The following is a 25615-nucleotide window of genomic DNA, read 5'->3' as shown; positions in this document are numbered from 1 at the left end:
CAAGCCAACTCCCAACGCCGTCGGAGCCTCAGTCGAGGTCGACTCATCCTTCCGCGATTGCAGGGCCGACTACAAGCTTCTACTCCGCCTGCCCGTTCGTCAGCTGCGCGTAGATCGCCGCGGATGCCGCGACCAGGAGGTTCGCGTCGTCGTCGGAGTTGACCTTCGCCTGCACCGCGACGGCCAGGTTGCCCTCGCGCACGATGTAGGTGCGGATCGTCAGAAGCTGGTTGTCGACGCCCGCGACCGTGTCGAGGCGGAAGCCCTTGTCGTCTTTCGCCGCTTCGGACACCGTGACCTCGACCTGATCCGTCGACCCGTTGTTGACCGCCGTGAACTTCGGGCAGTCCTCGTTCGCCTTCTGGAACTCGGCGATGAACTTCTGCGCGGCACTGTCGCTGCCGAACAGCCGGGCCTTCACACCGATGACCGTCGAGCCCGAGGTGAGGTTCGGAAGGGCGTAGAAGGTATCGGCGCTCTCCTTGTCCTGGTCGGCGAGGATGAGCAGCCGGGCGGAGTTCGCGCACGACGCCGGGTCGATGCCCGCGTCGGCGTCGGTCACACCGGCGACGTAGTTCTTGACGGAGTCCGTGGCGATCGTGTTGCTCGACGACGTGAGCCCCAGCGAGGTGAGCGATCCCTGGGTCACCTGGCCGAAGAGGATGGCTTTCGCGTCGTCATCCGTGAACGTCGCCTTGTCGGCCGCGCATCCCGAGAGCGCGAGGACCGCGATGAGCCCGACCGCGAGGAGTCTCTTCTTCATGGGGTTGAGGGTATCGAGAGTTCGGCGGCGAAGCTGCGAGTGCGCCGGATGCCCTTGCCACCGGCAGGGAGAAAGAACGTTCCGCTACCATCGAGATATGGCCGACACCGCCGCGCGCAAGCCCTCGGAGGCACGCCAGCGCCTCCTCGACACGGCATCGGGCATCTTCTACCGCGACGGGATCCACTCCGTGGGCGTCGACCGCGTGATCCTCGAGGCCGGCGTCACCCGCGCCACCTTCTACCGCCACTTCCCCGGCAAGGAGCACCTCGTGCTCGCGTACCTCCAGGCCGAGGACGGCGCGCTGCGCGAGCAGTTCGCCGCAGCATCCCGCAAGGGCCTCGACGGCGAGGCACTGCTCGAGGCGATCATCCAGACGATCGCCGACGACGTGAGCCGCAACCACACGCGCGGGTGCCCGTTCATCAACGCGTCAGCCGAGTACCCGGATGCCCAGAGCCCCGTGCGCCTGACCGTGGCGTCGCACCGCGCCTGGTTCCGCGGGCAGCTGCGCGATGCCCTCCAGGCTGCCGGGCGCGACGACGCCGAGGAGCGCGCCGGCGCTCTCGTGCTGCTGCGGGACGCCGCGCTGGTGGGCGGCTACCTCGACGGGCCGGACACGGTCAGGGCGACGTACCTGCGCAGGGCGCGGCAGGTCGCGGGGCTCGCAGGGCTCGGCTAAGCCCGCGGCGACTGCAGGTAGTTCGCCACGGCGTTCGGCACGTACGGGCTCACGTCGCCCCCGAGGGAGGCGACCTGCCGCACGAGCGAGCTCGACACGTGGGCGTGCGCCGGGTTGGGGAGCAGGAACACCGTCTCCACCCCCGCGAGATCGCGGTTCACGATCGCCATCGGCGTCTCGTACGCGACGTCGATCTGCGAGCGGATCCCCTTGACGAGCACACTCGCCCCGACATCCGTGCAGTAGTCGACGAGCAGCCCGACGCTCCAGCTGGTGACCTTGATGTTGTCCGGGAGACCCGCCTCGCGCACCGCCTGCTCGATGAGCGACACGCGCTGCGCGATGGGGAGGAGGGCGGTCTTGCCGGGGTTGTGGACGACGAGGACGTGGAGTTCGTCGAAGAGCCCCGCGGCCCGCTCGATCACGTCGATGTGCCCGAGCGTAATGGGGTCGAACGACCCGGGAACGACGGCGATCCGGTGCATGCTGCCCACCATACCGGGCGGAGGTTTCCGCTGAGTTAACTGTCAGTTCTTCGCCAGGAAAGCCTCAGACTCGGCGTCGAGGCGCCGCTCGAGCGCCTGCCGGAGAGCGGGGTGCCGCTCGAGCGACGGGTCGTCCGCGAGCACCCCGGCCGCGACCTCGCGCGCCTCCGCGATGAGCTCGCCGTCCTTCGCGACGCGCACGAGCCGCAGGCTGGAGCGGCCGCCCGACTGCGTGCTGCCGAGCACGTCGCCCTCCTGCCGCAGTTCCAGGTCTTTGTTGGCCAGCTCGAACCCGTCCAGGGTGGATGCCACGGCCTCGACCCGCTCGCGCGCCAGGGTCAGCTCCTCCGCCGAGGTGACGAAGAGCGCAAGCCCCGGCACTCCCCCGCGCCCGACCCGGCCCCGGAGCTGGTGGAGCTGCGAGACCCCGAACCGCTCCGCGTCGAGCACGACCATCGTGGAGGCGTTGGGCACGTCGACGCCGACCTCGATGACGGTCGTCGCCACGAGCACGTCGATCGAGCCCGCGGCGAACTCGCGCATCAGCTCGTCCTTCTCGGTGCTCGGCAGCCGGCCGTGCAGTGCCTCGATGCGGCGTCCCGCGAGCAGCTCGTTCGAGCGCAGGGAGGAGAGGACGTCGGTCACGTTCGCGGACGGCCTGTCGCTCGCGAGCAGCGCGCCCTCGGTCACGGTCTTGTCGATCGCGGGCACCACCACGAAGGCCTGGTGCCCCTTCGCGAGCTCCTCCGCAACGCGCTCCCAGACGCGCGCGATCCACCCCGGCTTCTCCGCGAGGGGCACCACGAAGCTCTCGATCGGCGACCTCCCGGCGGGAAGCTCGGCTATCGACGAGACGTCGAGGTCGCCGAACACCGTCATCGCGACCGTGCGCGGGATCGGCGTCGCGGTCAGCACGAGCACGTGCGGCGGGAAGACGCCCTTCAGGCGCAGGGTCTCGCGCTGCTCGACACCGAACCGGTGCTGCTCGTCGACGACGACGAGCCCGAGGTCGTAGAAGTCGACCATCTTGCCCAGCAGCGCGTGCGTGCCGACCACGATGCTCGCCGAGCCGGAGACGATCGCGAGCATCGCCTTCCGTCTCTCGGCCACCGGCAGCTGCCCCGTGAGCAGCGTCGGCCGCAGCCGCGCGGCGAGGTCGGGCCCGAGCGTCCTCACGATCGAGCGCAGGTGCTGGTGCGCGAGCACCTCGGTGGGGGCGAGGAGCGCGGACTGGCCGCCCGATTGCGCGACCGCGAGCATCGCGCGAAGCGCCACGAGCGTCTTCCCCGAGCCGACCTCGCCCTGCACGAGGCGGTTCATCGGCACGGGCTCGGCGATGTCGCGCGCGATCTCCTCCCCCACGGTGCGCTGGTCGCCGGTGAGGGTGAAGGGCAGCGCGGCGTCGAAGCCCTCGAGCAGCGGCCCGGCAGCCCGCGCGGTCGCCGCGGACTGGCGCAGCCGGGCGCGCTGCTGCAGCAGCGCGGCCTGCAGCACGAACGCCTCCTGGAAGCGCAGGGCCTTGCGAGCCGCGCCCCAGTCCGAGTCGATCGACGGGCGGTGGATGAGCTCGAGGGCACGGGCGAACGGCATCAGCCCGCGGGACTGCCGCACGGCATCCGGAACCGGGTCGTCGAGCGGGCCGAGGGTGTCGAGCACGACGCCCACCGCCTTCTGGATCTGCCAGCTCGCGACGGTGGAGGTGGCCGGGTAGATCGGGATCGGCAGCTCGGCCCAGGCGAGGGCCTTGAGCGGGTCGGGGTCTTCGTCGAACAGCTCGTAGTCGGGGTGGGCGAGCTGCGCCGAGCCCTTGTAGTCGCCGACCTTGCCCGCGAAGATGCCCCGCGCCCCGGGCTTGAGCTCGTTGGCCCGCCAGGCCTGGTTGAAGAACGTGAGCGTGAGCTCGCCGCTGCCGTCGCTGATCCTCACCTCGAGGATCGACCCGCGCTTGGCGCGCATGGGCCGGTTCGTCACCGAGACCACCTCGGCCACGATGGTGACGTTCTCCTCGCGAGGGAGCTCGGTGAGCGCGCTCAGCTCGCCGCGCCGGGCGTAGCGGCGCGGGTAGTGGCTGAGCAGGTCGCCGACGGTGTGCAGGTCGAGCCCCTTCGCGAGCGCGGCGGCACTGCGGTCGCCGAGGGCGCGGACCAGCGGTTCGTCGAGAGGGGATGCCACAGCACAACGGTACCCGCACGCCGTGACAGGATTGCGGGCATGACGGAGCAACCGCGGTACGGCCAGCTGGGCCCCGTGCCCGTACCCCCGCCGGGCGGAGGGGACGCCGCTCCGCCCCGTCCGCCGCAGCCCGTGCGCTGGGCGCCGAGCCCGGTCTTCCTCGGTATCCTCGCCGCCGCGATCGTGACCGGCTGGGCCCTGTACAGCGGCCTCGGCGACCGCGGGATCATGACGTTCCTCTTCGTCGCCTGCGCCTGGGTCGTGACGCTGTGCCTGCACGAGTTCGCGCACGCCTTCGTCGCCTTCCGCAACGGCGACTCCTCGGTCGTCTACCGCGGCTACCTGACGCTCAACCCGCTGAAGTACACGCACGTGGTGCTGAGCCTGGTGCTGCCTCTCGTGTTCCTCCTGCTCGGCGGCATCGGCCTGCCCGGCGGCGCGGTGTTCATCGACCGGAACGCGCTGCGCACCCGCTTCGCCCACAGCGCCGTGTCGGCCGCCGGGCCCCTCACGAACCTCGTCGTCGCGATCGTGCTCGCGACCGCGATCTTCATCGGCGAGGACGGCAGCGCGTTCTGGGCGGCCCTCGCGTTCCTGCTGTTCCTCCAGGTGACCGCGACGATCCTCAACCTCCTGCCGATCCCCGGCCTCGACGGCTACGGCGTCATCGAGCCGTACCTGCCGAAGTCGTGGGCCGGCCAGGCTGCCCGGGTCGCGCCGTTCGTGTTCTACGGCTTCATCCTGCTGCTGTGGATCCCGACCTTCAACCAGGCGTTCTTCGGCGCGATCTTCGGCATCATCCGCCTGCTGGGGGTGCCGCCCATCCTCGTGCAGACCGGGCTGCACCTGTTCCAGTTCTGGATGTGAGGCTCGCACTGTGACACGCATCATCGCAGGCTTCGCGGGCTCCCTCACCATCGCCGTCCCCGGCGCCGGCACACGGCCCACGAGCGACAGGGTGCGCGAGGCGATCTTCTCCGCGCTGGAGGCACGCGACGCTATCGACGGGATGCGCGTGCTCGACCTCTACGCGGGCTCCGGCGCCCTCGGCCTCGAGGCCGCCTCCCGAGGGGCAGCCCACGTCACCCTCGTGGACCGCAGCATCAAGGTAGCGAAGGCGAACGCCGCCCTCATCCTCCGCCAGGCCCCGCCGGGGCTCGCTATCGAGACCAGCGGCGCCCCCGTGCAGTCGTTCCTCGACGCTGCCCGCTCGTTCTGGGACCTCGTCTTCCTCGACCCGCCCTACGACCTCGGGCTCGCCGAGCTCAGCCACAACCTCGAGGCGCTCGTCCCGCGGCTCTCCCCCGGCGCGACAGTCGTGATCGAGCGCAGCTCGCGCACGCCCGAGCCCGAGTGGCCGGCCGGGCTGGAGTTCGAGCGCCGCAAGGACTACGGCGACACCGCGCTGTACTGGCTCTCGACCGGCTGAGCGCCTAGCCCGCCGCGCCGTCCCAGTTCTCGTACGGGTCCCAGCCGGATCTAGCGAGGTACGGCACGCCGTCCACGAGCACGCCCTCCCCGTCGACGACCGTGCCGATGCGCCGGAAGCCCCCGGGCAGCGCGGTGCCGGGCGGGAACGTCGCGAGCAGCGAGTGGTCCTCTCCCCCGTCGAGGCACAGGCGCGGGTCGTGCGGCACGTCGAACGGGAAGCTCGCCGCCACAGCCTCGGCCGAGAGGTCGAGCGCGACACCGCTCGCGAGCGCGAGACGCCGGGCGTCGATCGCGAGCCCGTCGCTCAGGTCGAGCATGGCGGTGGCGCCGGCGGTCGCGGCGGCGGAGCCGTCCGCGATCGGCGGGTGCGGCGCGAGCTGGGCGGCGATGGCGGCGGGATGCTCGCGCTTCAGCGCGGCGGCGGCCGTGGCATCCGGAGCCGGGGCACTGCCGAAGAGCAGTCGGAGCCCGTGCGCGGCGGCACCGAGCACGCCCGAGACCGCCACGGTGTCGCCCGGGCGCGCCCCCGCGCGCGTGACCGGCGCGCGGCCCTCGAGGTCGCCGAACGCGGTCACGGCGATGGTGAGCGTCGGGGAGACGGAGAGGTCGCCGCCCACGACACCGCAGCCGGGGGCGAGCGCCCCGCAGGCGTCGCGCAGCCCGTCAGCGAACGCCTCCAGGAACGCGACCTCGGTGTCGGCAGGGGCAGCGAGCGCGACGACGAGCGCGGTCGGGACCGCCCCCATCGCGGCGACGTCGGAGAGGTTGGACGCCGCGGCCTTCCAGCCGAGGTCGTGCGGCGTCGACCAGGCCAGTCGGAAGTCCGGGCCGTGGATCATCATGTCCGTGGTGATGACGAGCCTGCCGTCGGGCGCCGCGAGCACGGCGGCGTCGTCGCCGGGGCCGAGGAGCTCGCGCTCGGCGTCGGGCAGGCGCGGGAAGATGCGGCCGAGTACCCCGGTTTCGCCGAGCGAGCCCAGGGTCTCGGGGAGCGTCATGGTTCACACGATAACCTGACCGGGATGAGAACGCCGATCCGGGCCGCCCTGCTGGCACCCCTGCTCCTGCTCGCGCTGTCCGCGTGCTCCGCCGCCGTCGCCCTGCAGCCCGCGGAGGACGCCACCGACCCGGACTGCGCGCGCGTCGTCGTGGCCCTCCCCGACACGGTCGCGGGCCTCGCGGCCCGCGAGACGAACGCCCAGGGCACCGGCGCCTGGGGCAGCCCCGCGTACGTGCTGCTGCGCTGCGGCGTGCCGGCCCCGCCGCCCACCTCCGCCGAGTGCGTGCGCCTGGACGGCATCGACTGGATCCGCAACAGCGACGACGACCCGAACTTCGTCTTCACCACGTACGGCCGCACGCCCGCGGTCGAGGTCATCATCGACAGCGACGGCGACCCGGATGTCGACAACGACGGGGTCTCGGGCTTCGAGGCGCTCACCGACCTGTCGTCGGCGGTCGCGCTCATCCCGCAGACCAACAAGTGCGTCTCGCCGGAGGACGCGGGCTAGCCCCGCAGCTCGCTAGCGCACCGTCTCCAGCCCCAGCTCGATCAGCTCGTCGATCAGCTCCGGGTAGGTCATCCCGCTCGCCGACCAGCACTTGGGGAACATCGAGATCGGCGTGAACCCCGGCATGGTGTTGAGCTCGTTGACGATGAACTCGCTGCCCGTGTAGAAGAAGTCCACGCGCGCGAGCCCCGAGCCGTTGATCGCCTCGAACGCGCGCGCGGCGATGCGCTGCATCTCGGCGAGCTCGCCGTCCATGAGGGATGCCGGGCACACCAGTTGCGCCGCCGAGTCGTCGAGGTACTTGGCCTCGAAGTCGTAGAAGCCGTCGCCCGCGATCACGATCTCGCCCGCCAGGCTCACGCGCGGAGCCGAGCCGCCTCGGCCCGACAGCACGCCGCACTCGATCTCGCGGCCCACGATCGCGCTCTCGATGAGCGCCTTGCCGTCTTCCGCCCATGCCACGTCGAGCGCCGCATCGAGGTCGGCGGCCGAGGTGACCTTGGTGACGCCGACCGACGAGCCCGCGCGCGCCGGCTTCACGAACACCGGCAGGCCGAGGGATGCCGCGCGCCCCCGCCAGAGCGCGTTGTCGGCCGCCCACTGCGCCGGGGAGACCGTGACCCACGGTGCCACCGAGACGCCCGCGGCCTCGAGCGCCGTCTTGGTGAAGTGCTTGTCCATGCCGAGGGCGGAGGCGAGGACGCCGTTGCCCACGTACGGCAGTCCCAGGAGCTCGAGCAGCCCCTGCACGGTGCCGTCCTCCCCGAAGGGCCCGTGCAGGATGGGGAAGACCACGTCGACCTCGCCGAGCGAGCGGGTCGTGCCGTCGGCATCCGTCACCCGCAGCTGCCGCGAGGCGGACGACTCGGGCCACTGGACGCGCGAGCCGTTGTCGCTGACCATCGGCATGTTCGACGGGTCGAGGGCGAACAGCGCGGAGTCGTCGGGCTGCAGGGTGAACGCGCCCTCGAGCGTGATGCCGATCGGGATGACGCGGTACTTGTCGCGGTCGATCGCCGAGAGCACGCCGCCCGCCGTGGCGCAACTGATCGTGTGCTCGGAGGACCGGCCGCCGAAGAGGAGGGCGACGGTGAGCATGGCTACTCTCCTTGCGGTACGTCGTCGGTGGTGAGGTGCGGGGCGATGTCCCGCGGAGCCAGCGTACCCGCAAGCACCTCCGCGACCTGGCTCACGATCGGCATCTCGACGCCCTTCGCGAGCGCGAGCTCGAGCACCGGCGCCACCGACGAGAGGCCCTCCGCGGTCTGGTTCATCTGCTTGATGACCTCGCTGAAGCTGTAGCCCTGGCCGAGGAGGCGGCCCGCCGTGTTGTTGCGGCTGAGCGAGCTCTCGCAGGTGGCGATGAGGTCGCCGAGGCCCGCGAGGCCGGCGAGCGTCTCGGCACGGCCGCCGTACGCCACGGCGAAGTCGGTCATCTCCGCGAGGCCGCGCGTGATGATCGCGGCCTTCGTGTTCTCGCCGTAGCCGACGCCGTCGACGATGCCGATCGCGACGGCGATGAGGTTCTTGAGCACGCCCGCGAACTCGGTGCCGATGACGTCGGTGTTCACGAAGGAGCGGAAGTAGGGGTTGCTCGCGGTCGTGGCAACGGCAGTCGCGGTCTCGAGGGTGTCTGACGAGACGACCGCGGCGGTGGGCTGCTCCTTCGCGATCTCGAGCGCGAGGTTCGGCCCGGAGACGACGGCGACGCGGTCGGAGTCGATGCCGAGCTCCTGCAGGATCACCTCGCTCATGCGCGCGCGGGTGCCCTTCTCGACGCCCTTCATGAGGGAGACGATGACCGCGCCCTCGGGGATCAGGTCCTTGATGATCCGCAGGTTCTCGCGCAGCGACTGGGCGGGCACCGAGAGGTAGACCTGCTCGGCGTCGTCGAGCACGTCGTGCAGGTTGGCGCTCGCCCACAGGCCGCGCGGCAGGTTGATGCCCGGCAAGTAGTCGCTGTTGCGCTTGGACTGGGTGATCTCGCGGGCGAGCTCAGACCTGCGAGCCCACAGCCCGACGTCGGCGCCGCCGTCGGCGAGGATCTTCGCGAACGTGGTGCCCCAGGAGCCGGCCCCGAGTACTGCGACCTTGGTGCTCACTCGAACCGCCCGATCTCGCTCTGGCCGTGATCGGCCGGGTCCCACCGCTGCGCCGGCGGAGTCTCGTTCCTGAGCTCGCCGAGCATGGTCGCGAGGGTGTTCATCAGGAGGTTCGTGGCCTCGGCGAGCGCCTTGCCGTCCGACGACCTGCCCTCGTACTTCGAGAGGTCCAGCGGCGGCCCGAACACGATGTCCACCGGCTTGCGGGGGAACAGGCTGATCCGCCCGTAGCGCGGGAGGATGCGCTGAGCACCCCAGCTGACAGCAGGAATGAGCGGGATGCCCGCATCCAGCGCCGTCCGCACCGCGCCGAGCTTGCCCCGCATGGGCCAGAGGTCGGGGTCGCGCGTGAGCGTGCCCTCGGGGTAGATCACGACCGCGTGCCCGGCCGCGGCGATGGTGCGGGCCTGGGCGAGGGTCTTGGCGCCGGAGCCCCCCGCGCGCTGCACCGGCACCTGCCCGGCCCTCCTCAGCATCCAGCCGAGGACCGGCACCCGGAACAGCGAGTCCTTCGCCAGGAAGCGCGGCATCCGCTTCAGCTTGTACATCGCGTAGCCGATGACCACGGGCTCGATGTCGCTGTAGTGGTTGGGCGCGACGACCACGGAGCCCGTGTCGGGCAGGTTCGCCGCGCCGTGGACGCGGTATCTGCCGACGAGCTCCATGAACGGGATGAGCAGCGTCGCGAAGGTGCGGAAGATCGCCGTCTTCTCGCGGCTCGCGCGCGGAGCCGAGTCACCCTCGACGCGCATCAGCCCTCGTAGACGAAGTCGGCGCCGAGCTGCTCGAGCTTGTCGATGAAGTGCTCGTAGCCGCGGCTGATGATGCCGACGTTGCTGACCGTCGACTGGCCCGAGGCGGTGAGCGCCGCGATGAGGTGGCTGAAGCCGCCCCGCAGGTCGGGGATCTCGATGTCCGCACCGTGCAGGTCGGTCGGGCCGATGATGACGGCGGCCTGCTCCAGCGGGCGGCGCGGCACGCGGCGGCTGATGGACTCGATGCCGTCCTTGTGCACCACGATGTTGGCGCCCATCTCGATGAGCGCGTCCGTGAAGCCGAACCGGTTCTCGTAGACGGTCTCGTGCACGACCGAGCGGCCCTCGGCCTTGGTGAGCGCCACGATGAGCGGCTGCTGCCAGTCGGTCATGAAGCCGGGATGCACGTCCGTCTCCACCACGACCGGCTTGAGCGGCGTGCCGGGGTGGTAGAACCGGATGCCGTCCTCGTGGATCTCGAACTTGCCGCCCACCTTGCGGAAGATGTTGAGGAACGTCATGAGCTCCTGCTGGCGCGCACCGCCGACGAAGACGTCGCCCTCGGTGGCGAGCGCGGCGGAGGCCCAGCTCGCTGCCTCGTTGCGGTCGAAGAGCGCCGTGTGGTTGTAGCCGTCGAGCTTCTCCACGCCCTCGATGAAGATCACGCGGTTGGGCTCGACCGTGATGATCGCGCCCATCTTCTGCAGGATCGCGATGAGGTCCATGATCTCGGGCTCGATCGCGGCGTTCTTGAGCTCCGTGACACCGGAGGCGAGCACGGCGGTGAGCAGCACCTGCTCGGTGGCCCCGACGCTCGGGTAGGGCAGCTCGATGTTCGCGCCGTGCAGCCCGTTGGGAGCCGTCAGCCGGATGCCCTCGTAGCTCTTGTCGACGATGGCGCCGAACGCGCGCAGGGCATCCATGTGGAAGTCGATCGGGCGGTCGCCGATACGGCACCCGCCGAGGTCGGGGATGAGCGCCTCACCGAGGCGGTGCAGCAGCGGCCCGCAGAACAGGATCGGGATGCGGCTGGAGCCGGCGAGCGCGTCGATCTCGTGGAACTGCGCCTTGAGCACGTTGCCCGGGTCGAGCAGCAGCTCGCCCTCGCCCTGCTTGGTCACCGAGACGCCGTACGCCTCGAGCATCCCGGTCACGACGTTGACGTCGCTGATGTCGGGCACGTTCTTCAGGATGCTCGGCGTCTCCGCGAGGAGAGCGGCGACCATGGCCTTCGTAGCGAGGTTCTTGGCCCCGCGGATCTCGATCCGGCCCTTGAGGGGCTTGCCGCCGTTGATGACGATCTTGTCGGACAGGAGTCCCACTCTCTCGGCTGCCTTTTGGGCATCCTTGGTAAGAGAATTCATGCTCACCCTCTGTCTTGGTCGTGTGGCCGGAAGTGCGGTGCTACTTGGCCGGAAGTGTGCGCGGCCGCCACGCCTCGCGCTTGGCCTCGAATGCCGTGATGTCGGCCTCGTTGCGCAGTGTGAGCCCGATATCGTCGAGCCCTTCGAGCAAACGCCACCTAGTGTAATCATCGATGTCGAAAGCGAACTGGGCCTTGCCAACGGTCACCGTCTTGGCAACCAGATCGACCGACACCTCTATTCCCGGATGCTCGTCGATAATCAGCCAGATCGTCTCAATATCGGCCTCGGAGAGCTGGGCGGCGAGAAGCCCCTGCTTGCCCGCGTTTCCGCGGAAGATGTCGCCGAACCGCGGGCTCAGCACGGCCTTGAAGCCGTAGTCGCGCAGGGCCCACACCGCGTGCTCGCGGCTCGAGCCGGTGCCGAAGTTGGGGCCGGCGACCAGCACGTTGCCGCCCGCGAACACCTCGCGGTTGAGCACGAAGTCGGGATCCTGCCGCCAGGCGAAGAACAGGGCGTCGTCGAAACCGGTCTTCGTCACGCGCTTGAGGAACTCGGCGGGGATGATCTGGTCGGTGTCGACGTTCGCGCGCTGCAGCGGCACGGCGATGCCGTTGATGACGTTGACGGGTTCCATCAGTTCACCTCGTTCGCTGAGCTTGTCGACACCGGGTCTCGATACGCCCCTTCGTCGCTACTCGACCAGCCGAGGTCCCACGGGCTGGAGAGCGTGCCGCGGATCGCGGTGGCCGCCGCGACGAGCGGGGAGACGAGGTGCGTCCGGCCGCCCTTGCCCTGCCTGCCCTCGAAGTTTCGGTTGCTCGTGGAGGCGCAGCGCTCCCCCGGCGCGAGCTGGTCGGGGTTCATCCCGAGGCACATCGAGCAGCCGGCGAACCGCCACTCGGCGCCGAACTCCTCGACGATCTTGTCGATGCCCTCGGCCTCGGCCTCGATGCGCACGCGCGCCGAGCCCGGGACGACCATGACGCGGACGCCGTCGGCCTTCTTCTGGCCCTTGATGATGCTCGCGAAGGCGCGCAGGTCTTCGATCCGGGAGTTCGTGCAGGAGCCCATGAAGACGGCGTCCACGCGGATGTCCTTCATCGGCGTTCCGGCCTCGATGTCCATGTACTCGAGGGCGCGCTCGGCTGCCGCACGGTCGTTGGGGTCGCTGAAGTCGGCCGGGTTCGGAACGGGCTCGCTCAGCGAGACGCCCTGGCCCGGGTTGGTACCCCAGGTCACGAACGGCTCGAGCGTGTTCGCATCCAGGTACACCTCGGCGTCGAACACGGCGTCCTCGTCGGTGGCGAGGGTGTCCCAGTACGCGACGGCGGCGTCCCAGTCCGCCCCTTCGGGCGCGTGCGGGCGGCCCTTCAGGTAGGCGTAGGTCGTGGCATCCGGAGCCACCATGCCGGCCCGCGCACCGGCCTCGATCGACATGTTGCAGATCGTCATGCGGCCCTCCATGGAGAGGGACCGGATGGCACTGCCGCGGTACTCGAGCACATAGCCCTGGCCGCCGTTCGTGCCGATCTGGGCGATGACGGCGAGGATGATGTCCTTCGCGGTCACGCCGGGGCGCAGTTCGCCCTCCACCGTGATCGCCATCGTCTTGAACGGGGCGAGCGGAAGGGTCTGCGTGGCGAGCACGTGCTCGACCTCGCTCGTGCCGATGCCGAGCGCCATCGCGCCGAACGCGCCGTGCGTGCTGGTGTGCGAGTCGCCGCAGACCACCGTGATGCCCGGCATCGTGAGGCCCAGCTGCGGGCCGACGACGTGCACGATGCCCTGCTCGATGTCGCCGAGCGGGTGCAGGCGCACGCCGAACTCCGCACAGTTGTCGCGCAGGGTCTGGATCTGGAGGCGGCTCGTCAAGTCTTTGATCGGCTTGTCGATCGCGAGCGTCGGGGTGTTGTGGTCCTCGGTGGCGATCGTCAGGTCGGGGCGGCGCACCGGGCGGCCGGCGAGGCGGAGGCCGTCGAAGGCCTGCGGGCTCGTGACCTCGTGCACCAGGTGCAGGTCGATGTAGATGAGATCGGGGTTGCCGTCCTCGCCCTTGACGACGAGGTGGTCGTCCCAGACCTTCTCGGCGAGGGTCCGGGGAGCGGAGGTGTTCTGGGTTTCAGTCATGATGCTGTCTTTCTTCGATCGAGGGGCCCGAGCCTGTCGCGCCGTCAACCGTCGACAGCGAACTCCGCGACGAGGGAGGCCAGGGGGCTAAGCCTCGTCGCGGCGACGAAGAAGTCGACCGAACTGCATGGATCGAGATTACCACCCGGCCTGCCGAGCTCAGTCCTTCTCGACTCTGATGACGTAGTTGCCGAGCACGAGGTCGGAGCCCGCGGGCACGTCGCCGCGCACGCCGGCGGCCAGAACGAGCTCCGAGCCGTTGGGCAGCGCGATGATGACGCCGTTGGTGGAACCGAGGTCGGTCACCCAGAAGTTTGCCGCGTCGGCCTCGAGGAGGGCGTGCACCTTGGAGACCGACTTCGTGGTGTCGGCGACGGAGAGCAGCCGTGCCGCGGGCCAGCGCGGGTCGGCCGCCTTCACCTGTCGCCCCACGAGAACCTGGCCGCCGACGCCCTGCTGCGCCCCGCCGTCGAGGACGATCCGCCACCCGGTGGCCGAGCGCCGGTCGGAGACGACGGTGGCGTCGTTCTCGTCGTCGTTCTCGTCGTCGGGAGTGGCGTAGGGGTCTGCGGTGTCGTGGGCCGGGGCGGGGGTGGCCGGGGCGGGGGTGCGGGATGCCTCGGGCTCCGGGCTCGCGGGGGCGGGCTCCGGCTGGGCTGGGGCGGGCTCCGGCTGGGCTGGGGCGGGCTCCGGCTGGGCGGGGGCGGGCTCCGGCTGGGCGGGGGCGGGCTCCGGCTGGGCGGGGGCAGGCTCCGGCGGAGCAGGAGCAGGAGCAGGAGCAGGCGCAGGCTCCGGCTGAGCGGCGGCGTGCTCCGGCTCCGCCCGATGCTCCGGCCGCGTGGCGACGAACGGCACCGCGCCCTCCTGCGCAGCTTCCGCGGTCGGCTCAGGCTGAGCGGTCGGCTCAGCCTGCGCGGTCGGCTCAGCCTGCGCGGTCGGCTCAGGCTGAGCGGTCGGCGCAGCCTGCGCAACAACCGCCGCAGGCATCACGGACGACTGGATCTCCGGCGACTGGATCTCCGGCGACTGGATCTCCGGCAACTTGACCACCGGCGGCGGCGCAATCGGCGATTCCGCGACCGGGGGCGGCGGCGCGACGACCTGGAGCGAGGGGATCTCGCTGGCGATCGGAAGCCCGGTGAAGAGGAACGCGTTTGTCGACTGCCGCGCCGTGAGGCCGCCGGGCGGCGGCGCGATGCCCACGGGCGGCGCAGGCTGAGCGACGGGCTCCACCACGGGCGACGCGTCGGCGGGGGCGCCCCATCCGCTGGTCTCCCCCGCGACCGGGAGTTGGGGCGGGGCCGGCGCGGGCGGCGGCGACACGAGGGCCGGCGGGGCCGCGGGAGCCGGGGAAGCAGCATCGGCGCCAGGCGCAGGACCACCAGCGGCACCGGGAGCAGCAGCGCCGGGAGCATCAGCAGCACCGGCACCGGCACCGGCACCGGCACCACCACCACCAGCACCACCACCACCAGCACCGGCACCAGCACCAGCACCAGCACCAGCACCAGCACCAGCACCAGCAGCACCAGCACCAGCCGCCGCTGCGTCAAGCCGGGACGCGCAGGACCCGCAGAACATCGCACCGGGACGCGACACGTATCCGCAGTTGGGGCAGGGCGTCATGTTTGACAAGCTACCAACGATTCGGAACTGAGAGAAAAACAGCTACGAGGCGACGCGCTTCTTGTCGATCCGGATCTTGATGAGGCTCGCTATAGTTGCCACCGCCATCGACGCGATGATCACCGCGAGCGAGGTCCAGGTCGAGATCTCCGGCGCCCACTCCACGCCGCGCCCGCCGTTGATGAACGGCACCTCGTTCTCGTGCAGCGCATGGAAGACGAGCTTCACACCGATGAAGGCGAGGATGAACGCGATCCCGTAGTGCAGGTACACGAGCTTGTCAATGAGGTCGCCGAGCAGGAAGTACAGCTGCCGCAGCCCCATGAGCGCGAAGATGTTGGCCGTGAACACCAGGAACGGGTCGGTCGTGATTCCGAAGATCGCCGGGATCGAGTCGAGCGCGAAAATCAGGTCCGTCGTCCCGATGGCGATGAAGACGACCAGGATCGGAGTGAACACCTTCTTGCCGTCGATCACGGTGCGCAGCTTGCCGCCGTCGAACTCGTTCGAGATCGGGATGCGCTTGCGCAGGAACCGGATGACACCGCTCTCGGTGTCCTCCATGTCGTCGTGGTTCTCCCGAACCTGCTGGATCGCCGTGTACACGAGGAACGCGCCGAAGATGTAGAAGATCCACGAGAAGTTCTCGATGAGCTGCGCGCCGAGCAGGATGAAGATGCCACGCAGGATGAGCGCGATCACGATGCCCACCATCAGCACTTCCTGCTGGTACTTCCGGGGCACGCTGAACCTCGTCATGATGATGACGAACACGAAGAGGTTGTCGATCGACAGGCTGTACTCGGTGACCCAGCCGGCGATGAACTGACCGGCGTGCTCGGCATCGCCCAGGATGAGCATGAGCAGCGCGAAGACCAGGGCCAGGCCCACATAGAGGCTCACCCACAGGGCGGACTCTCGCGTGCTGGGCACGTGGGGACGGCGGTAGGCCAGCACGAGGTCCGCGACGAGGATCAGCACGAGAACGACCAGAGTGACGATCTCGAAGGTGGGGTTGAGGGGGCTTTCGCCGGTAGTCAAGAAGTGGAGCACGCGCATCCGTTCAGGAGGAGGGGTCGGGAAACAACCGAAAGTCTCTCCCGCAGCCGTTTCACTCGTCTGCCGCTGGCCCGGAACTGCATCGCTGCAGAACGTACTGACGGGCCCAGCGAGGTGGGATACTCCCCTTCGCACCGCAATGCTACAGGCTCACGACGTGTCAGCGCCCGGCGCTCGGTAGATCTTTCCGGCGGGCGAAACCCAGTCGTAGCCCGCGCCAGACGGTGCCGGGGCATACTCCCAGGGGCTGGCGTGCTTGAGGGAGTGATGCCCTCGACACAGGAAGGCGAGATTGTCGACGCTCGTCGTGCCGCCCTTGGCCCAGTCGCGGATGTGGTCCAGATCGCAGAACTCCGCCGGTCGCTCGCAGGTGGGAAAGGCGCAGGTCGAGCCGCGCACGCGTGTGGCGGCCTTCAAGTCTGCCGGGGGCGAGTAGCGCTCCTTGCCGACGGAGAGCACCGCTCCGGTCTCCGGGTGGGTGAGGATGCGCACAAAACTCGGGGCGTCGGCAGCCAGTTCGCGGGCGGTCTCGATCGAGATCGGCCCGTAGCCGTCGAGGATCGCCGGCACGTCGGACTTGCCCAGCAGCGAGAGCACCGGCACTGTGACGTGCACATCGGAGCGGAGCCGACGGCCCTTTGACGCTTCGAATGTGCCCGTGAGCAGGGCATCCCGCAGCACATCGGCGCGAAGCTGCGCCAGCGTGCGGGGCTCCGTGGGGCCTTGCAACCTCTTCGCCAGCTCGGTGCCGCGGGAGAAGATCGCCTGCACCTCGTGCATGGGCAGGTGCAGGATCAGGTCGCCCATTCCGTCGCGACCGGCGACAATCACGGCCTCGCGGTTCTCCGCGGCCGCTCTCGTGCGCCGGGCGATCGTGGACGGGTCAAGCCCCTCGCGGACCCTGCGGGCCGCCCGGCCGAAGGAGGCCGCTGTGCTCGTCGTCGCCACAGGCACCACGGCCTTCTCGAATGCGTGAAGCTGCTGAGGCTCGAGGCCGGCACCCACGTCGACGACGACCTGTGCGTGGCGGTAGCTGATCTCGCCCGCCCTCAGCGCGTCCATGGCGAGGGGCAGGTCGCGCATGAGCATCCGCGCCTCGCCGAATAGCCGCTCGACCTGCCGCTCCGGCACTCGAAGCGCGCACGACACCTCGGCGCGCAGCGACCGGAACGACATGTCGCGAGTGGCGGGTGTGGAGTGCGCGGCGGCGGATTCCTCCAGCTCGCTCCACACGCGGAGCGACTCGAGCATCTCGGTGCGCGCAGCCGTGAGCGTCGAGATCATCGCATCGATGCCGATGAGTGAATCGAGCATCTCCGCGCGGGCGTCGGCCATGCTCCCCCGCATGCCCGTCGGCGCATCCATCAAGCTCATACCAGTATTAGACAGTAGACCACCGACATTTCCGCCGGTGGAGGGTGCGGGGGTGGAGGGCTTTGCCACGACGAAGGCTGGGGAGGGGAAGCCACGGACGCGGGAAGGGCAGCGCGCGGGAAGGGCAACCACGGACGCGGGAAGGCAGCGCGCGGGAAGGGCAACCACGGACGCTGGAAGGGCAGCCCGCGAGGAGGGGCAACACGCGAGCGCGCCGCCGCGCCAGGGGTAAGGGGTAAGGGGTAAGGGGTAAGGGGTAAGGAACCAGGACCCACGAGCCAGGAGCCAGGAGCCAGGAACCAGGAACCAGGAACCAGGAACCAGGAACCAGGAACCAGGACCCAGGAACCAGGGCTCAGGGAGCGACAGCCGGGGCAGCGACGCACCCAAAGAGGTCGGGCAGCCCCGCCGCTACCGCACCCCCTCGAACACCATCACGAGGTTCACCACCGCCGGCCCGAGAACGACGATGAACAGCACCGGCAGGATGCACAGCATGAGCGGGAACAGCACCTGCACCGGCACCTTCATCGCCTTCTCCTCCGCGCGCTGCCGCCGTTTCGCCCGCAGGTCCTTCGACTGGGTGCGCACGACGTTCGAGACCGAGACCCCGTAGGCGTCGGCCTGCATGATCGCCCGCGCGAACCGCTTGAGATCGGTCACGCTCGTGCGCTCGGCAAGCGCGGTGTACGCCTCCTTGCGTGAGAGGCCGACCCGCATGTCCTGGATGGTGCGCATGAGCTCCTGCGCGAGCGGCCCGGTGCCGTGCTCGCCCGCCCGGATGATGGCAGTCTCCAGCCCGAGCCCGGCCTCGATCGAGATCGTGATCTGGTCGAGGGTGTCGGCGAGCTCCTCGCGGATCGTGTCCTGGCGCTCCTGCGCCCGCCCCCACACCACCAGGTCAGGGGCGAAATAGGCAACGACCAGCACGGCGAGCGCGAGCAGCACCCGGAACGGCGACGGCTGCGGCGCGACGAACAGCACTCCGAGTACGAGCGCAACGCCCGCCAGCACCACCTTGGTCCGCATGATCTTCCCGACCGACCACGCCGTGGCGAGGCCCGCGAGCGCGAGGTTGCGCTCGACCCGGGCGACCAGGGCGGCCGGCGCGAGGTAGCGCGGCCCCGAAGGACGGGCTGCGGGATGCACGAGCGCACGCGCCCGCACCGAGAGCGGCGCGCGCCCCGCCCCGGGAGCGAGGGCGAAGGCGAGCACCGGCAGCGCCGCGGCGACGAGCACGACCGCCACGATCGCGATCAGCAGTGTGTCCATGGTGCGGTCCCCCTAGAACTTGATCTTCGTGATCGAGCGCATCCACACGGCGCCGACGATGAACAGCACGATCGAGACCACGATGAGCACGAGCCCGATCGTCGTTGTGAAGAAGATCGTGAGGTAGCCCGGCGAGACGACGCTCAGGATGATCGCGATACCGATCGGCAGCGCCATGAGCACGTTCGCCGAGATGCGGCCCTCCGAGCTGAGGGTGGCGACCTGGCGGCGGATCTGATTGCGCTCCCTGATCGTCTCCGACACGTGGTCGAGCACCTCGCTCAGGTTGCCGCCCACCTCTCGGTGGATGTCGACGGCCTGGGACGTCCACGCGAGGTCGTCGCTCTTCATCCGACGCGCCGCGCGCATGATCGCCTCGCCGAGGTCCATGCCGAGCCGGTTCTCGTTGATGACGCGGGCGAACTCCTCGGCGGTGGGCGACTCGGCCTCGCGCGAGACCGCGTCGATCGCGCGCGCCAGGCTGTGACCGGCCCGCAGGCCGCTCGAGATGAGCTGCAGCGTGTCGTCGAGCTGGTCGGCGAACCGCGCGCGGCGCTTCCGGGTGCGGTAGCCGAGCACCGCACGGCCGCCCAGCGGAACCGCGACCACGAGCACCACGTAGACGAGCCACGCGAGCGGCGAGCCCACCGAGACCGCGACGGCGGCCCCGAGGAGCGCGACCGCGATGGTGATCACGGCGAGCACCACGACGTAGGCGCCGGGGCGCATCCGCACGCCCGCGAGCTCGAGGTCGTCGATCGTCACGAACGAGAGGCCGCGTCGCTGCATCGCGGCATCGGTCACGTTGGCCGCACGGTCGCCGAGCAGGCGCAGGGCATCCGTGCGAGAAAGGCGGGGGCTCCGCGCCAGGCGGGACCCGCGCCCCCGCGACAGGGGTGTGCGCGACGAGAGCAGGGCGAACAGGCCGAGCACGACGGCCAGCGCGCAGACGGCGAAGCCGATCCAGAGCTCCATCAGCGCCACCCCTCCAACGGCTCCGCCATGAAGAGGCCCTTGTCGAACGGGATGCCCAGCTCGACGAACCGGTCGGTGAACCGCGGGCGCACGCCGGTGTACTTGGCCTCCCCGATCACGTGGCCGTCGAGGTCGAGGCCCGCCTGCTCGAAGGCGAAGGCGTCCTGGAGGGTGACGGTGTCGCCCTCCATGCCGAGCACCTCGGTGATGTGGGTGACACGGCGGCTGCCGTCGCGGAGCCGGCTGACCTGGATGATCACGTCGACGGCAGAGGCGATCTGCTCGCGCACGGCGCGCAGCGGGAGGTCCATGCCCGCCATGAGCGCGAGCGTCTCGAGGCGCGCGATGGCGTCGCGGGGCGAGTTCGCGTGCACGGTCGAGAGGGAGCCGTCGTGGCCGGTGTTCATCGCCTGCAGCATGTCGAGGCTCTCCCCGCCGCGGCACTCGCCGACCACGATGCGGTCGGGGCGCATGCGCAGTGCGTTGCGGACGAGGTCGCGGATCGTGATCTCCCCCTTGCCCTCGATGTTGCTCGGCCGGCTCTCGAGCCGCACGACGTGCTCCTGCTGGAGCTGCAGCTCGACGGCGTCCTCGATCGTCACGATGCGCTCGTCCGCCGGGATGAACGACGACAGCACGTTGAGCAGTGTCGTCTTTCCCGTCCCGGTGCCGCCGGAGATGATGATGTTCATCCGCGCGTTCACGCACGCGTTCAGGATCTCCGTCATGTCGGCCGTGAGCGTGCCGTACTCCACGAGGTCGTGGGCGCGCAGCGGCTCCTTCGCGAACTTGCGGATCGTGAGCGACGAGCCGCCGACGGCGAGCGGCGGGATGATGGCGTTCACGCGTGAGCCGTCGGGGAGACGGGCATCGACCAGCGGTGAGGACTCGTCGATGCGGCGGCCCACGCGTGAAACGATGCGCTCGATGACGCGCCGCAGGCGCTCCTCCGAGCGGAAGCCGTTCGCGGTCCGCACGAGGCGGCCCTTGCGCTCGACGTAGAGGTGGTCGGCGCCGTTGACCATGATCTCGGTGACTGTCGGGTCGTCGAGCAGGCGCTGGAGCGGGCCGAGGCCGAGGGCGTCGTCCGCGAGGTCGCGGATCAGCGCCTGGCGCTCGTCGTCATCGAGAGTCGCCGCCTGGAGGTCGATGATCGACGCGAGCTCCTGCCGCGCGATCGCGTGCAGCTGCTGCTCGCTGAGGTTCGGGTCGTTCAGGCGGGTGCCGAGCCGCTCGTAGAGCGCCTCCGTCGCGGCCGTGCGGGCCTCGTCGCTGATCACGGGCGCGTCGTCGAAGCCGCGCTCGATGTCGGGCACGAGCTCGTCGGTACTGAGATCAGTGCCCGGGTCGTGGACTGCGGCGCGCGGCACGTCGTCGTAGAAGTCGTCGGACAGGGCGACCTCGGGCGGGGGGACGTAGCTCTGGCCCGCGGGGCGCTGATTGCGCGCGGCCTGGAGGCGATCAGACAGGCTCATGACACCTTCTCCTTCCGGCTGGCCTGGCGCCAGCCCTTCCTCGTCGGTTCCGTCGAGAGCCGCGTGACGAGCACCCGGAGGCTGCGGGACGCCCTGTCCCTGGGCTGGTCCACGATCACGGGCAGTCCGCGGTTGCTCGCGGCGGCAACGCCCTTCGTGCGCGGGATCACGATGTCGACGCGCGACCCGATAGCCGCCTCGATGTCGGCGACCGTGAGCCCGGAGGAGCGGTCGCCCTGGTTGACGACCACCTGCCGCGACTCGGGCAGCAGCCCCAGCTCGTCGAGCACGTCGAGCTCCTTGCGCATGCCGCGCACGCTCGACACGTCCATGCTCGTCACGGCGACCACGTCGGTCGCCTGCTCCAGCACGGTCAGCGTGTGCTCGAGCAGCCCCGGCGAGGTGTCCACGACGACAAACAGGAACTCGTCAGCGAGCTGGTGCAGCAGGTGGCCCACCTGGGCCGCGGTGATCCGGTCGGCAGTGGCCGGCGACTCCGGCGAGCACAGCACGAACAGGCCGGAGGGATGCCGCGTGAGCGCCGTCTTGAGCACGAGCGAGTCGCGCGCGGCCCCCTTCGCCACCGCGTGCTCGAGGAAGTAGACCGGCTCGAGCCCGAGCGTCGAGGAGGCGTCGCCGAACTGCAGGTCGAGGTCCACGAGCACCGCGCACCCCGGCTGCACCAGCGCCAGGCCCACGGCGATGTTGCACGCGATCATCGTCTTGCCCACGCCGCCCTTCGGCGAGGCGACCGCGATGGTGCGGCCCGGGCCGAGGCGGCGCAGGGAGGGTGCCGGGCGGCCTGCGGCCGCGGCATCCATCGCGAATTCGTGCGCGCGCGCCACCATGAGGTCGATCGCGTCGAGGTCGACGGTGGTCGGGAGAACATCGCTGATGCCCGCGCGCATCGCGTCGACCATGATGTCCGGCTCGTCGCTGACGATCGCCATCGAGTCGGCGTGCTGGCGGCCCGCCGAGGCGAGTGCGAGCGCGAGGTGGCGCGGCAGCTGGTGGCCGAAGACGATGAGCTCGGGGCGCTCGGCCATGCGGCCCAGGCGGCCCGAGAACTGCTCGGGGTCCGTGGCGGGGATCACCACCATCTCCTCGGAGACGACGAGCCGCACCTGCCGCTCGAGGCGGCTGTCCGGAGCGACGAGCACTATCCGGCTCACCCTGCGAACACCCCCCGGGTGACGGCGCCCGCGGCGGGCGCCGTCACGTCCTTGGTCTGCTTGGACAGGTACACCTGGCCGAACTCGAGCTGGTAGACGATGCGCTGGGCCTGGTCGGCCGTGACCGCGAGGTTCACGAGGATCACGCCGGAGGTCTGCGCCGTCGCGGGATCGATCGTGCTGTCGTGGACGACCGAGGTCACGAGCACCTTGCTCTCCACGAGCTGGGTGCGGGCGGGGTCGACGTTGTCGGTCGGCAGGCTGCCGAAGACGCCGACGAGGTCGCCCGCGACGAGCGCGCCGCCCACCACCCGCTGCACGTCGAGGGAGACCGAGATCTCCTGCAGCCCCTTCGGCACGGCCACCGTTCCGCCGTTCGCGCCGAAGTCTGCGGGCTTGACGAAGCGCGACGCGAGCACCTGCTCCCCCGGCTCGAGAGACACTGCCGCGACGAGGCCGTCGAGGTCCGCGGCATCCGTAATGGCGCCGTCGGCGACGTACGCGACCGGCACCGACCTGAGGTCGACCGTGGTGCCGAGGTCGGAGCCGGCGGTGCCGGCCGGGATCTCGTCCTGCACGACGAGCACCTCGGTGAGCTTCGCACCGTCGAAGGCGCGCTCGTCCGCGCCGCGGACGTAGCTGATGAGCAGCACCGCCCCCACGACCGCGAGCACTGCGGCGAGCACCACCGCGATGATCCTGGTTGTCATTCTGATTCCCCCATGTTCTGTACTGAGTTATGCGACGAGCTGCACTCCCGCGACGCGCTGCTTGGCCTCGTCGGGTGTCAGGTAGCCGACCAGGTAGCCCTGGAGGCCCTGGCAGGCGGGTAGTTCGAGCCCGAGGAGCTCCGGGCACTTCGGGCTGCCGGTGATGTTCTTCGGCCCGCCCAGGCTCAGGCCGGCGAGGCTGAGGCTCTGGAAGTCGTAGCCGGTGAGCTGGATGAGGGCGTACTTCTCGACCTTGTAGCCGTGGCCGAGCAGCACGCCGTTCACCACGATGTCGGTCAGCGCGTGGCTGTACACGGGCACGATGACCTCCTTGCCCGGGAGCGAGTTGACCATCGAGACGCACTCGGAGGGCAGCAGGTTCGAGAGCACGCCGCCCACGTAGGTGAGCAGGTCGACGTCGAACGTGCAGTCGTCGCCGACGGCCCAGCTCGCGCCGAGCACCCCCGTCACATCGCCGAGGAGCCCGCACGAGGTGGTGAAGAGGTTCAGCACCCCGAGCGCATCGGTGCGCAGGAACACCTTGGTCGTGGCCGACGGCGCCGGCAGGGCGCACTCGTGGAACGCGAGCGGCAGCGGCGTGACGGGCTGCGTCCACTGGGCGGTGGCGGAGGCCGTGAGGCCCTTCGAGGCATCCCCGAACAGGCCCGCGAAGATCCCGATCTGCGTGCTCGTCGCGGTGACCTTGACGGTCGACGACGTGAACACCGGGATGCCCACACTCGCGTCGCCCAGATTGTCCGTGCCGAGCTCCGCGGCGGTCGCGCTCGCGGTCGCGAGGACGGTGGACGCGCAGCCCGCGAGCGTCGTCCCGGACGAGCCCGCGCACTGCTGCGCAATACCGAGGGCCGCGGCATCCGCCGCCTCTTGGAGCTGCGCGCGGCGGGCCTGGGTGGCGCCGATGTCGATGACGAGCGCCGCCATGGCCAGCACGGCCGTCATGGAGATCGCCACGATCACCGCGACCGCGCCGCGCTCATCGTTCAGTCGACCGCGCGTCGGCGCGACGAGTGGGCTCAGCCGAAACATCTGCGCGTCGACTTTCCCTCGAGGGCGATCGTGGCCCCGAACATGCCCGTGAGGTAGGGCTTGTCGTAGTCGATCGTCACCGAGACGTTGGTCGTCGACGAGCACGTGCCGGGCGTGATGACGATGTCGGCGGCGGTGAGCGCCGGCGTCAGCCCGATGGCGGCGTTGATCACCGCGGTGCGCGCCTGCCCGACGTCGCCGGAGACGGCCATCGTGCGCGCGCCCTCGCGGGCCGCGCTCGTGAGCATCAGCTGGGCGTTGAACACCGAGCCGTACTCGATGATGCCGATGAGCACCAGTATGAGCACCGGGAACACCAGGGCGAACTCGACTGCGGCAGCGCCGCGGTCGCTCCCCCAGGTGTCCCTGCTGAATAGCCGTCGCATCGCAAACCCTCCCCGTTCACACGCAGGCGAAGAGCAGCGGGCGCCCCGCGAGGGGCGGCCCGTGCTCGAAAGGGCGAGTTGCTACTTGAGCTTGTCGTTGATGTCGTCGAAGAAGCCCTGGAGGTTGGTGCCCAGGAGCGCGACGGCGGCGACGATCACGACGGCGATCAGGCCGACGATGAGGCCGTACTCAACAGCGGTGGCGCCGGTCTCCTCGCGGGTAAGGCGAGCGCGGGCGTCGACGAACAGCTTGGTGATGGTGTTGAACATGACAGTTCCCCCTGCATGTCAATGCGCGATGGCCCCCCTTGGCGCACTTGAACTGTAGCGCTTTCACCGACCGATATATGGCCCGCCTTAGGGGGTGGCGAAGGGGGTTGACGCGACGGCGATCCAGAGGCCGAGGAGCATCCACGGGCCGAACGGAATCGCGGTCTTCCGCGTCGCCCTTCGCGCCACGATGCCGATGAGCCCGACCGCCCCGCCCAGGAGGAACCCCGCGAACGCCGCCACCACGAGGGCCGTCCAGCCGAGGTAGCCCGCGTACAGGCCGACGAGCGCCGCGAGCTTCACATCGCCCAGGCCCATTCCCTGCGGCGAGATGAGCGCGAGCACGAGGTAGAGCCCGAACAGCGCCGCCCCGCCGGCGAGCGCGGTGAGCCACCTCGACAGGCCGCCGTCGAGCACTGCAGCACCGAGCAGCAGGGGCACGGATGCCCCCACCGCCGGCAGCACGATGCGGTTCGGCAGCCGCCGCTGCGTGAGATCGATCCACGCCAGCGCGGCGCCCACCACGACGAGGCCCAGGAACGGGAGCAGCGCCCAGCTGCCCCCGAGGCGCCACAGGGTGATCGCGGCGGCTGCTGCCGTGCATCCCGCGATCGCTGTTCGCATGGGGAGCAGTATGGCGGAGGCGGTGCGCAGCGCGGGCCGCGTCTGCTCACGATGGGGAGAACAGATATCGTCGCGCCATATACACGAGGCCGCATTGTCTGCCACCCTCGTCCTCAGCGTTTGCCCCTAGACGAACGAGCAGGACGGAAGCCGAGGATGGGGGGGGGGGGGGGGGGGGGGGGGGGGGGGGGGGGGGGGGGGGGGGGGGGGGGGGGGGGGGGGGGGGGGCG

At 70.2% G+C, this 25615-nt stretch carries 26 protein-coding genes; 4 read left to right on the top strand and 22 right to left on the bottom strand.

Features of this window, described 5'->3' with window-relative positions; all coding sequences use genetic code 11:
- Nucleotides 1-79: 79 nt before the first annotated feature.
- Complete coding sequence (locus AC1RTC_RS00440; protein ID WP_493153480.1) at nt 80-763, bottom strand: hypothetical protein; 684 nt, start codon at nt 761-763, stop codon at nt 80-82.
- Between the two features lie 97 nt (nt 764-860).
- On the opposite strand from AC1RTC_RS00440, the gene AC1RTC_RS00435 reads away from it, so the two are divergent.
- Entirely contained in the window at nt 861-1445 is a 585-nt protein-coding gene (locus AC1RTC_RS00435; protein ID WP_493153479.1) for a TetR/AcrR family transcriptional regulator, read from the top strand.
- Here the strand turns inward: AC1RTC_RS00435 and coaD are convergent.
- Entirely contained in the window at nt 1442-1930 is a 489-nt protein-coding gene (gene coaD, locus AC1RTC_RS00430) for a pantetheine-phosphate adenylyltransferase (RefSeq protein WP_493153478.1), read from the bottom strand. The two genes, AC1RTC_RS00435 and coaD, sit on opposite strands and share 4 nt — an antisense overlap.
- A gap of 42 nt (nt 1931-1972) precedes the next feature.
- On the bottom strand, nt 1973-4102 hold the full coding sequence (locus tag AC1RTC_RS00425) for an ATP-dependent DNA helicase RecG (protein ID WP_493153477.1): 2130 nt from the start codon (nt 4100-4102) through the stop codon (nt 1973-1975).
- A gap of 39 nt (nt 4103-4141) precedes the next feature.
- On the opposite strand from AC1RTC_RS00425, the gene AC1RTC_RS00420 reads away from it, so the two are divergent.
- On the top strand, nt 4142-4969 hold the full coding sequence (locus tag AC1RTC_RS00420; protein ID WP_493153476.1) for a site-2 protease family protein: 828 nt from the start codon (nt 4142-4144) through the stop codon (nt 4967-4969).
- Nucleotides 4970-4979: 10 nt separating this feature from the next.
- Complete coding sequence (gene rsmD / locus AC1RTC_RS00415; RefSeq protein ID WP_493153475.1) at nt 4980-5531, top strand: 16S rRNA (guanine(966)-N(2))-methyltransferase RsmD; 552 nt, start codon at nt 4980-4982, stop codon at nt 5529-5531.
- Between the two features lie 4 nt (nt 5532-5535).
- On the opposite strand, the gene AC1RTC_RS00410 is transcribed toward rsmD, so the two are convergent.
- Complete coding sequence (locus AC1RTC_RS00410) at nt 5536-6531, bottom strand: thiamine-phosphate kinase (protein ID WP_493153474.1); 996 nt, start codon at nt 6529-6531, stop codon at nt 5536-5538.
- A 24-nt stretch (nt 6532-6555) separates the two neighbouring features.
- On the opposite strand from AC1RTC_RS00410, the gene AC1RTC_RS00405 reads away from it, so the two are divergent.
- Nucleotides 6556-7044: a DUF3515 domain-containing protein gene (locus AC1RTC_RS00405; protein WP_493153473.1), complete on the top strand. Its 489-nt coding sequence runs from the start codon at nt 6556-6558 to the stop codon at nt 7042-7044.
- A gap of 12 nt (nt 7045-7056) precedes the next feature.
- On the opposite strand, the gene AC1RTC_RS00400 is transcribed toward AC1RTC_RS00405, so the two are convergent.
- From AC1RTC_RS00400 to AC1RTC_RS00315, 18 genes are all read right to left on the bottom strand, one after another.
- On the bottom strand, nt 7057-8142 hold the full coding sequence (locus tag AC1RTC_RS00400) for a D-alanine--D-alanine ligase family protein (RefSeq protein ID WP_493153472.1): 1086 nt from the start codon (nt 8140-8142) through the stop codon (nt 7057-7059).
- A gap of 2 nt (nt 8143-8144) precedes the next feature.
- Entirely contained in the window at nt 8145-9146 is a 1002-nt protein-coding gene (locus AC1RTC_RS00395; protein WP_493153471.1) for an NAD(P)H-dependent glycerol-3-phosphate dehydrogenase, read from the bottom strand.
- Complete coding sequence (locus AC1RTC_RS00390) at nt 9143-9898, bottom strand: lysophospholipid acyltransferase family protein (protein WP_493153470.1); 756 nt, start codon at nt 9896-9898, stop codon at nt 9143-9145. Before AC1RTC_RS00390 ends, AC1RTC_RS00395 begins: the two co-directional genes overlap by 4 nt.
- A complete protein-coding gene (gene murA, locus AC1RTC_RS00385) occupies nt 9898-11265 on the bottom strand; it encodes a UDP-N-acetylglucosamine 1-carboxyvinyltransferase (RefSeq protein WP_493153469.1) in 1368 nt (455 codons plus the stop codon). Before murA ends, AC1RTC_RS00390 begins: the two co-directional genes overlap by 1 nt.
- Nucleotides 11266-11305: 40 nt before the next feature.
- Complete coding sequence (gene leuD, locus AC1RTC_RS00380) at nt 11306-11902, bottom strand: 3-isopropylmalate dehydratase small subunit (protein WP_493153468.1); 597 nt, start codon at nt 11900-11902, stop codon at nt 11306-11308.
- Entirely contained in the window at nt 11902-13395 is a 1494-nt protein-coding gene (leuC, locus tag AC1RTC_RS00375; protein WP_493153467.1) for a 3-isopropylmalate dehydratase large subunit, read from the bottom strand. Before leuC ends, leuD begins: the two co-directional genes overlap by 1 nt.
- 159 nt (nt 13396-13554) lie before the next feature.
- Entirely contained in the window at nt 13555-14631 is a 1077-nt protein-coding gene (locus AC1RTC_RS00370) for an FHA domain-containing protein (protein ID WP_493153466.1), read from the bottom strand.
- A gap of 432 nt (nt 14632-15063) precedes the next feature.
- Complete coding sequence (locus tag AC1RTC_RS00365; RefSeq protein WP_493153465.1) at nt 15064-16080, bottom strand: TerC family protein; 1017 nt, start codon at nt 16078-16080, stop codon at nt 15064-15066.
- Nucleotides 16081-16230: 150 nt separating this feature from the next.
- A complete protein-coding gene (locus AC1RTC_RS00360) occupies nt 16231-17454 on the bottom strand; it encodes an HNH endonuclease signature motif containing protein (RefSeq protein WP_493153464.1) in 1224 nt (407 codons plus the stop codon).
- A 411-nt stretch (nt 17455-17865) separates the two neighbouring features.
- The gene (locus tag AC1RTC_RS00355) at nt 17866-18726 is read right to left on the bottom strand and encodes a type II secretion system F family protein (protein WP_493153463.1); all 861 of its coding nucleotides are present in this window, start codon (nt 18724-18726) and stop codon (nt 17866-17868) included.
- A 12-nt stretch (nt 18727-18738) separates the two neighbouring features.
- Entirely contained in the window at nt 18739-19701 is a 963-nt protein-coding gene (locus tag AC1RTC_RS00350) for a type II secretion system F family protein (protein ID WP_493153462.1), read from the bottom strand.
- Entirely contained in the window at nt 19701-21176 is a 1476-nt protein-coding gene (locus AC1RTC_RS00345) for a TadA family conjugal transfer-associated ATPase (RefSeq protein WP_493153461.1), read from the bottom strand. The genes AC1RTC_RS00350 and AC1RTC_RS00345 overlap by 1 nt, the downstream gene beginning before the upstream one ends.
- The gene (locus AC1RTC_RS00340; protein WP_493153460.1) at nt 21173-22348 is read right to left on the bottom strand and encodes a CpaE/TadZ family protein; all 1176 of its coding nucleotides are present in this window, start codon (nt 22346-22348) and stop codon (nt 21173-21175) included. The genes AC1RTC_RS00345 and AC1RTC_RS00340 overlap by 4 nt, the downstream gene beginning before the upstream one ends.
- A complete protein-coding gene (gene cpaB / locus AC1RTC_RS00335) occupies nt 22345-23058 on the bottom strand; it encodes a Flp pilus assembly protein CpaB (RefSeq protein WP_493153459.1) in 714 nt (237 codons plus the stop codon). Before cpaB ends, AC1RTC_RS00340 begins: the two co-directional genes overlap by 4 nt.
- A gap of 27 nt (nt 23059-23085) precedes the next feature.
- Nucleotides 23086-24105, bottom strand: coding sequence for a TadE/TadG family type IV pilus assembly protein (locus AC1RTC_RS00330; RefSeq protein ID WP_493153458.1), 1020 nt, complete (start codon nt 24103-24105; stop codon nt 23086-23088).
- Nucleotides 24093-24491: a TadE/TadG family type IV pilus assembly protein gene (locus tag AC1RTC_RS00325; protein WP_493153457.1), complete on the bottom strand. Its 399-nt coding sequence runs from the start codon at nt 24489-24491 to the stop codon at nt 24093-24095. The genes AC1RTC_RS00330 and AC1RTC_RS00325 overlap by 13 nt, the downstream gene beginning before the upstream one ends.
- An 81-nt stretch (nt 24492-24572) precedes the next feature.
- On the bottom strand, nt 24573-24761 hold the full coding sequence (locus tag AC1RTC_RS00320) for a Flp family type IVb pilin (protein ID WP_493153456.1): 189 nt from the start codon (nt 24759-24761) through the stop codon (nt 24573-24575).
- An 87-nt stretch (nt 24762-24848) separates the two neighbouring features.
- Nucleotides 24849-25385 carry a prepilin peptidase gene (locus AC1RTC_RS00315; RefSeq protein WP_493153455.1) on the bottom strand — a complete coding sequence of 179 codons (537 nt, stop codon included), beginning with the start codon at nt 25383-25385 and terminating at the stop codon, nt 24849-24851.
- Between the last annotated feature and the right edge of the window lie 230 nt (nt 25386-25615).

It is taken from the genome of Rhodoglobus sp. GW821-FHT12B09, assembly GCF_058809925.1.
This window is presented reverse-complemented; position numbering and strand designations above follow the sequence as displayed.

Excerpts from the sequence above, each read along its gene's own strand:
- AC1RTC_RS00435 (WP_493153479.1), top strand. The coding sequence starts at position 861 with ATGGCCGACACCGCCGCGCGCAAGCCCTCGGAGGCACGCCAGCGCCTC.
- murA (WP_493153469.1), bottom strand. The coding sequence starts at position 11,265 with ATGAATTCTCTTACCAAGGATGCCCAAAAGGCAGCCGAGAGAGTGGGA.
- AC1RTC_RS00360 (WP_493153464.1), bottom strand. The coding sequence starts at position 17,454 with ATGAGCTTGATGGATGCGCCGACGGGCATGCGGGGGAGCATGGCCGAC.
- cpaB (WP_493153459.1), bottom strand. The coding sequence starts at position 23,058 with ATGACAACCAGGATCATCGCGGTGGTGCTCGCCGCAGTGCTCGCGGTC.
- AC1RTC_RS00325 (WP_493153457.1), bottom strand. The coding sequence starts at position 24,491 with ATGCGACGGCTATTCAGCAGGGACACCTGGGGGAGCGACCGCGGCGCT.
- AC1RTC_RS00390 (WP_493153470.1), bottom strand. The coding sequence starts at position 9,898 with ATGCGCGTCGAGGGTGACTCGGCTCCGCGCGCGAGCCGCGAGAAGACG.
- AC1RTC_RS00420 (WP_493153476.1), top strand. The coding sequence starts at position 4,142 with ATGACGGAGCAACCGCGGTACGGCCAGCTGGGCCCCGTGCCCGTACCC.
- AC1RTC_RS00405 (WP_493153473.1), top strand. The coding sequence starts at position 6,556 with ATGAGAACGCCGATCCGGGCCGCCCTGCTGGCACCCCTGCTCCTGCTC.
- AC1RTC_RS00330 (WP_493153458.1), bottom strand. The coding sequence starts at position 24,105 with ATGTTTCGGCTGAGCCCACTCGTCGCGCCGACGCGCGGTCGACTGAAC.
- leuC (WP_493153467.1), bottom strand. The coding sequence starts at position 13,395 with ATGACTGAAACCCAGAACACCTCCGCTCCCCGGACCCTCGCCGAGAAG.
- AC1RTC_RS00350 (WP_493153462.1), bottom strand. The coding sequence starts at position 19,701 with ATGGAGCTCTGGATCGGCTTCGCCGTCTGCGCGCTGGCCGTCGTGCTC.
- AC1RTC_RS00320 (WP_493153456.1), bottom strand. The coding sequence starts at position 24,761 with ATGTTCAACACCATCACCAAGCTGTTCGTCGACGCCCGCGCTCGCCTT.
- AC1RTC_RS00315 (WP_493153455.1), bottom strand. The coding sequence starts at position 25,385 with ATGCGAACAGCGATCGCGGGATGCACGGCAGCAGCCGCCGCGATCACC.
- AC1RTC_RS00355 (WP_493153463.1), bottom strand. The coding sequence starts at position 18,726 with ATGGACACACTGCTGATCGCGATCGTGGCGGTCGTGCTCGTCGCCGCG.
- AC1RTC_RS00400 (WP_493153472.1), bottom strand. The coding sequence starts at position 8,142 with ATGCTCACCGTCGCCCTCCTCTTCGGCGGCCGGTCCTCCGAGCACACG.
- leuD (WP_493153468.1), bottom strand. The coding sequence starts at position 11,902 with ATGGAACCCGTCAACGTCATCAACGGCATCGCCGTGCCGCTGCAGCGC.
- coaD (WP_493153478.1), bottom strand. The coding sequence starts at position 1,930 with ATGCACCGGATCGCCGTCGTTCCCGGGTCGTTCGACCCCATTACGCTC.
- AC1RTC_RS00365 (WP_493153465.1), bottom strand. The coding sequence starts at position 16,080 with ATGCGCGTGCTCCACTTCTTGACTACCGGCGAAAGCCCCCTCAACCCC.
- AC1RTC_RS00345 (WP_493153461.1), bottom strand. The coding sequence starts at position 21,176 with ATGAGCCTGTCTGATCGCCTCCAGGCCGCGCGCAATCAGCGCCCCGCG.
- AC1RTC_RS00440 (WP_493153480.1), bottom strand. The coding sequence starts at position 763 with ATGAAGAAGAGACTCCTCGCGGTCGGGCTCATCGCGGTCCTCGCGCTC.
- AC1RTC_RS00410 (WP_493153474.1), bottom strand. The coding sequence starts at position 6,531 with ATGACGCTCCCCGAGACCCTGGGCTCGCTCGGCGAAACCGGGGTACTC.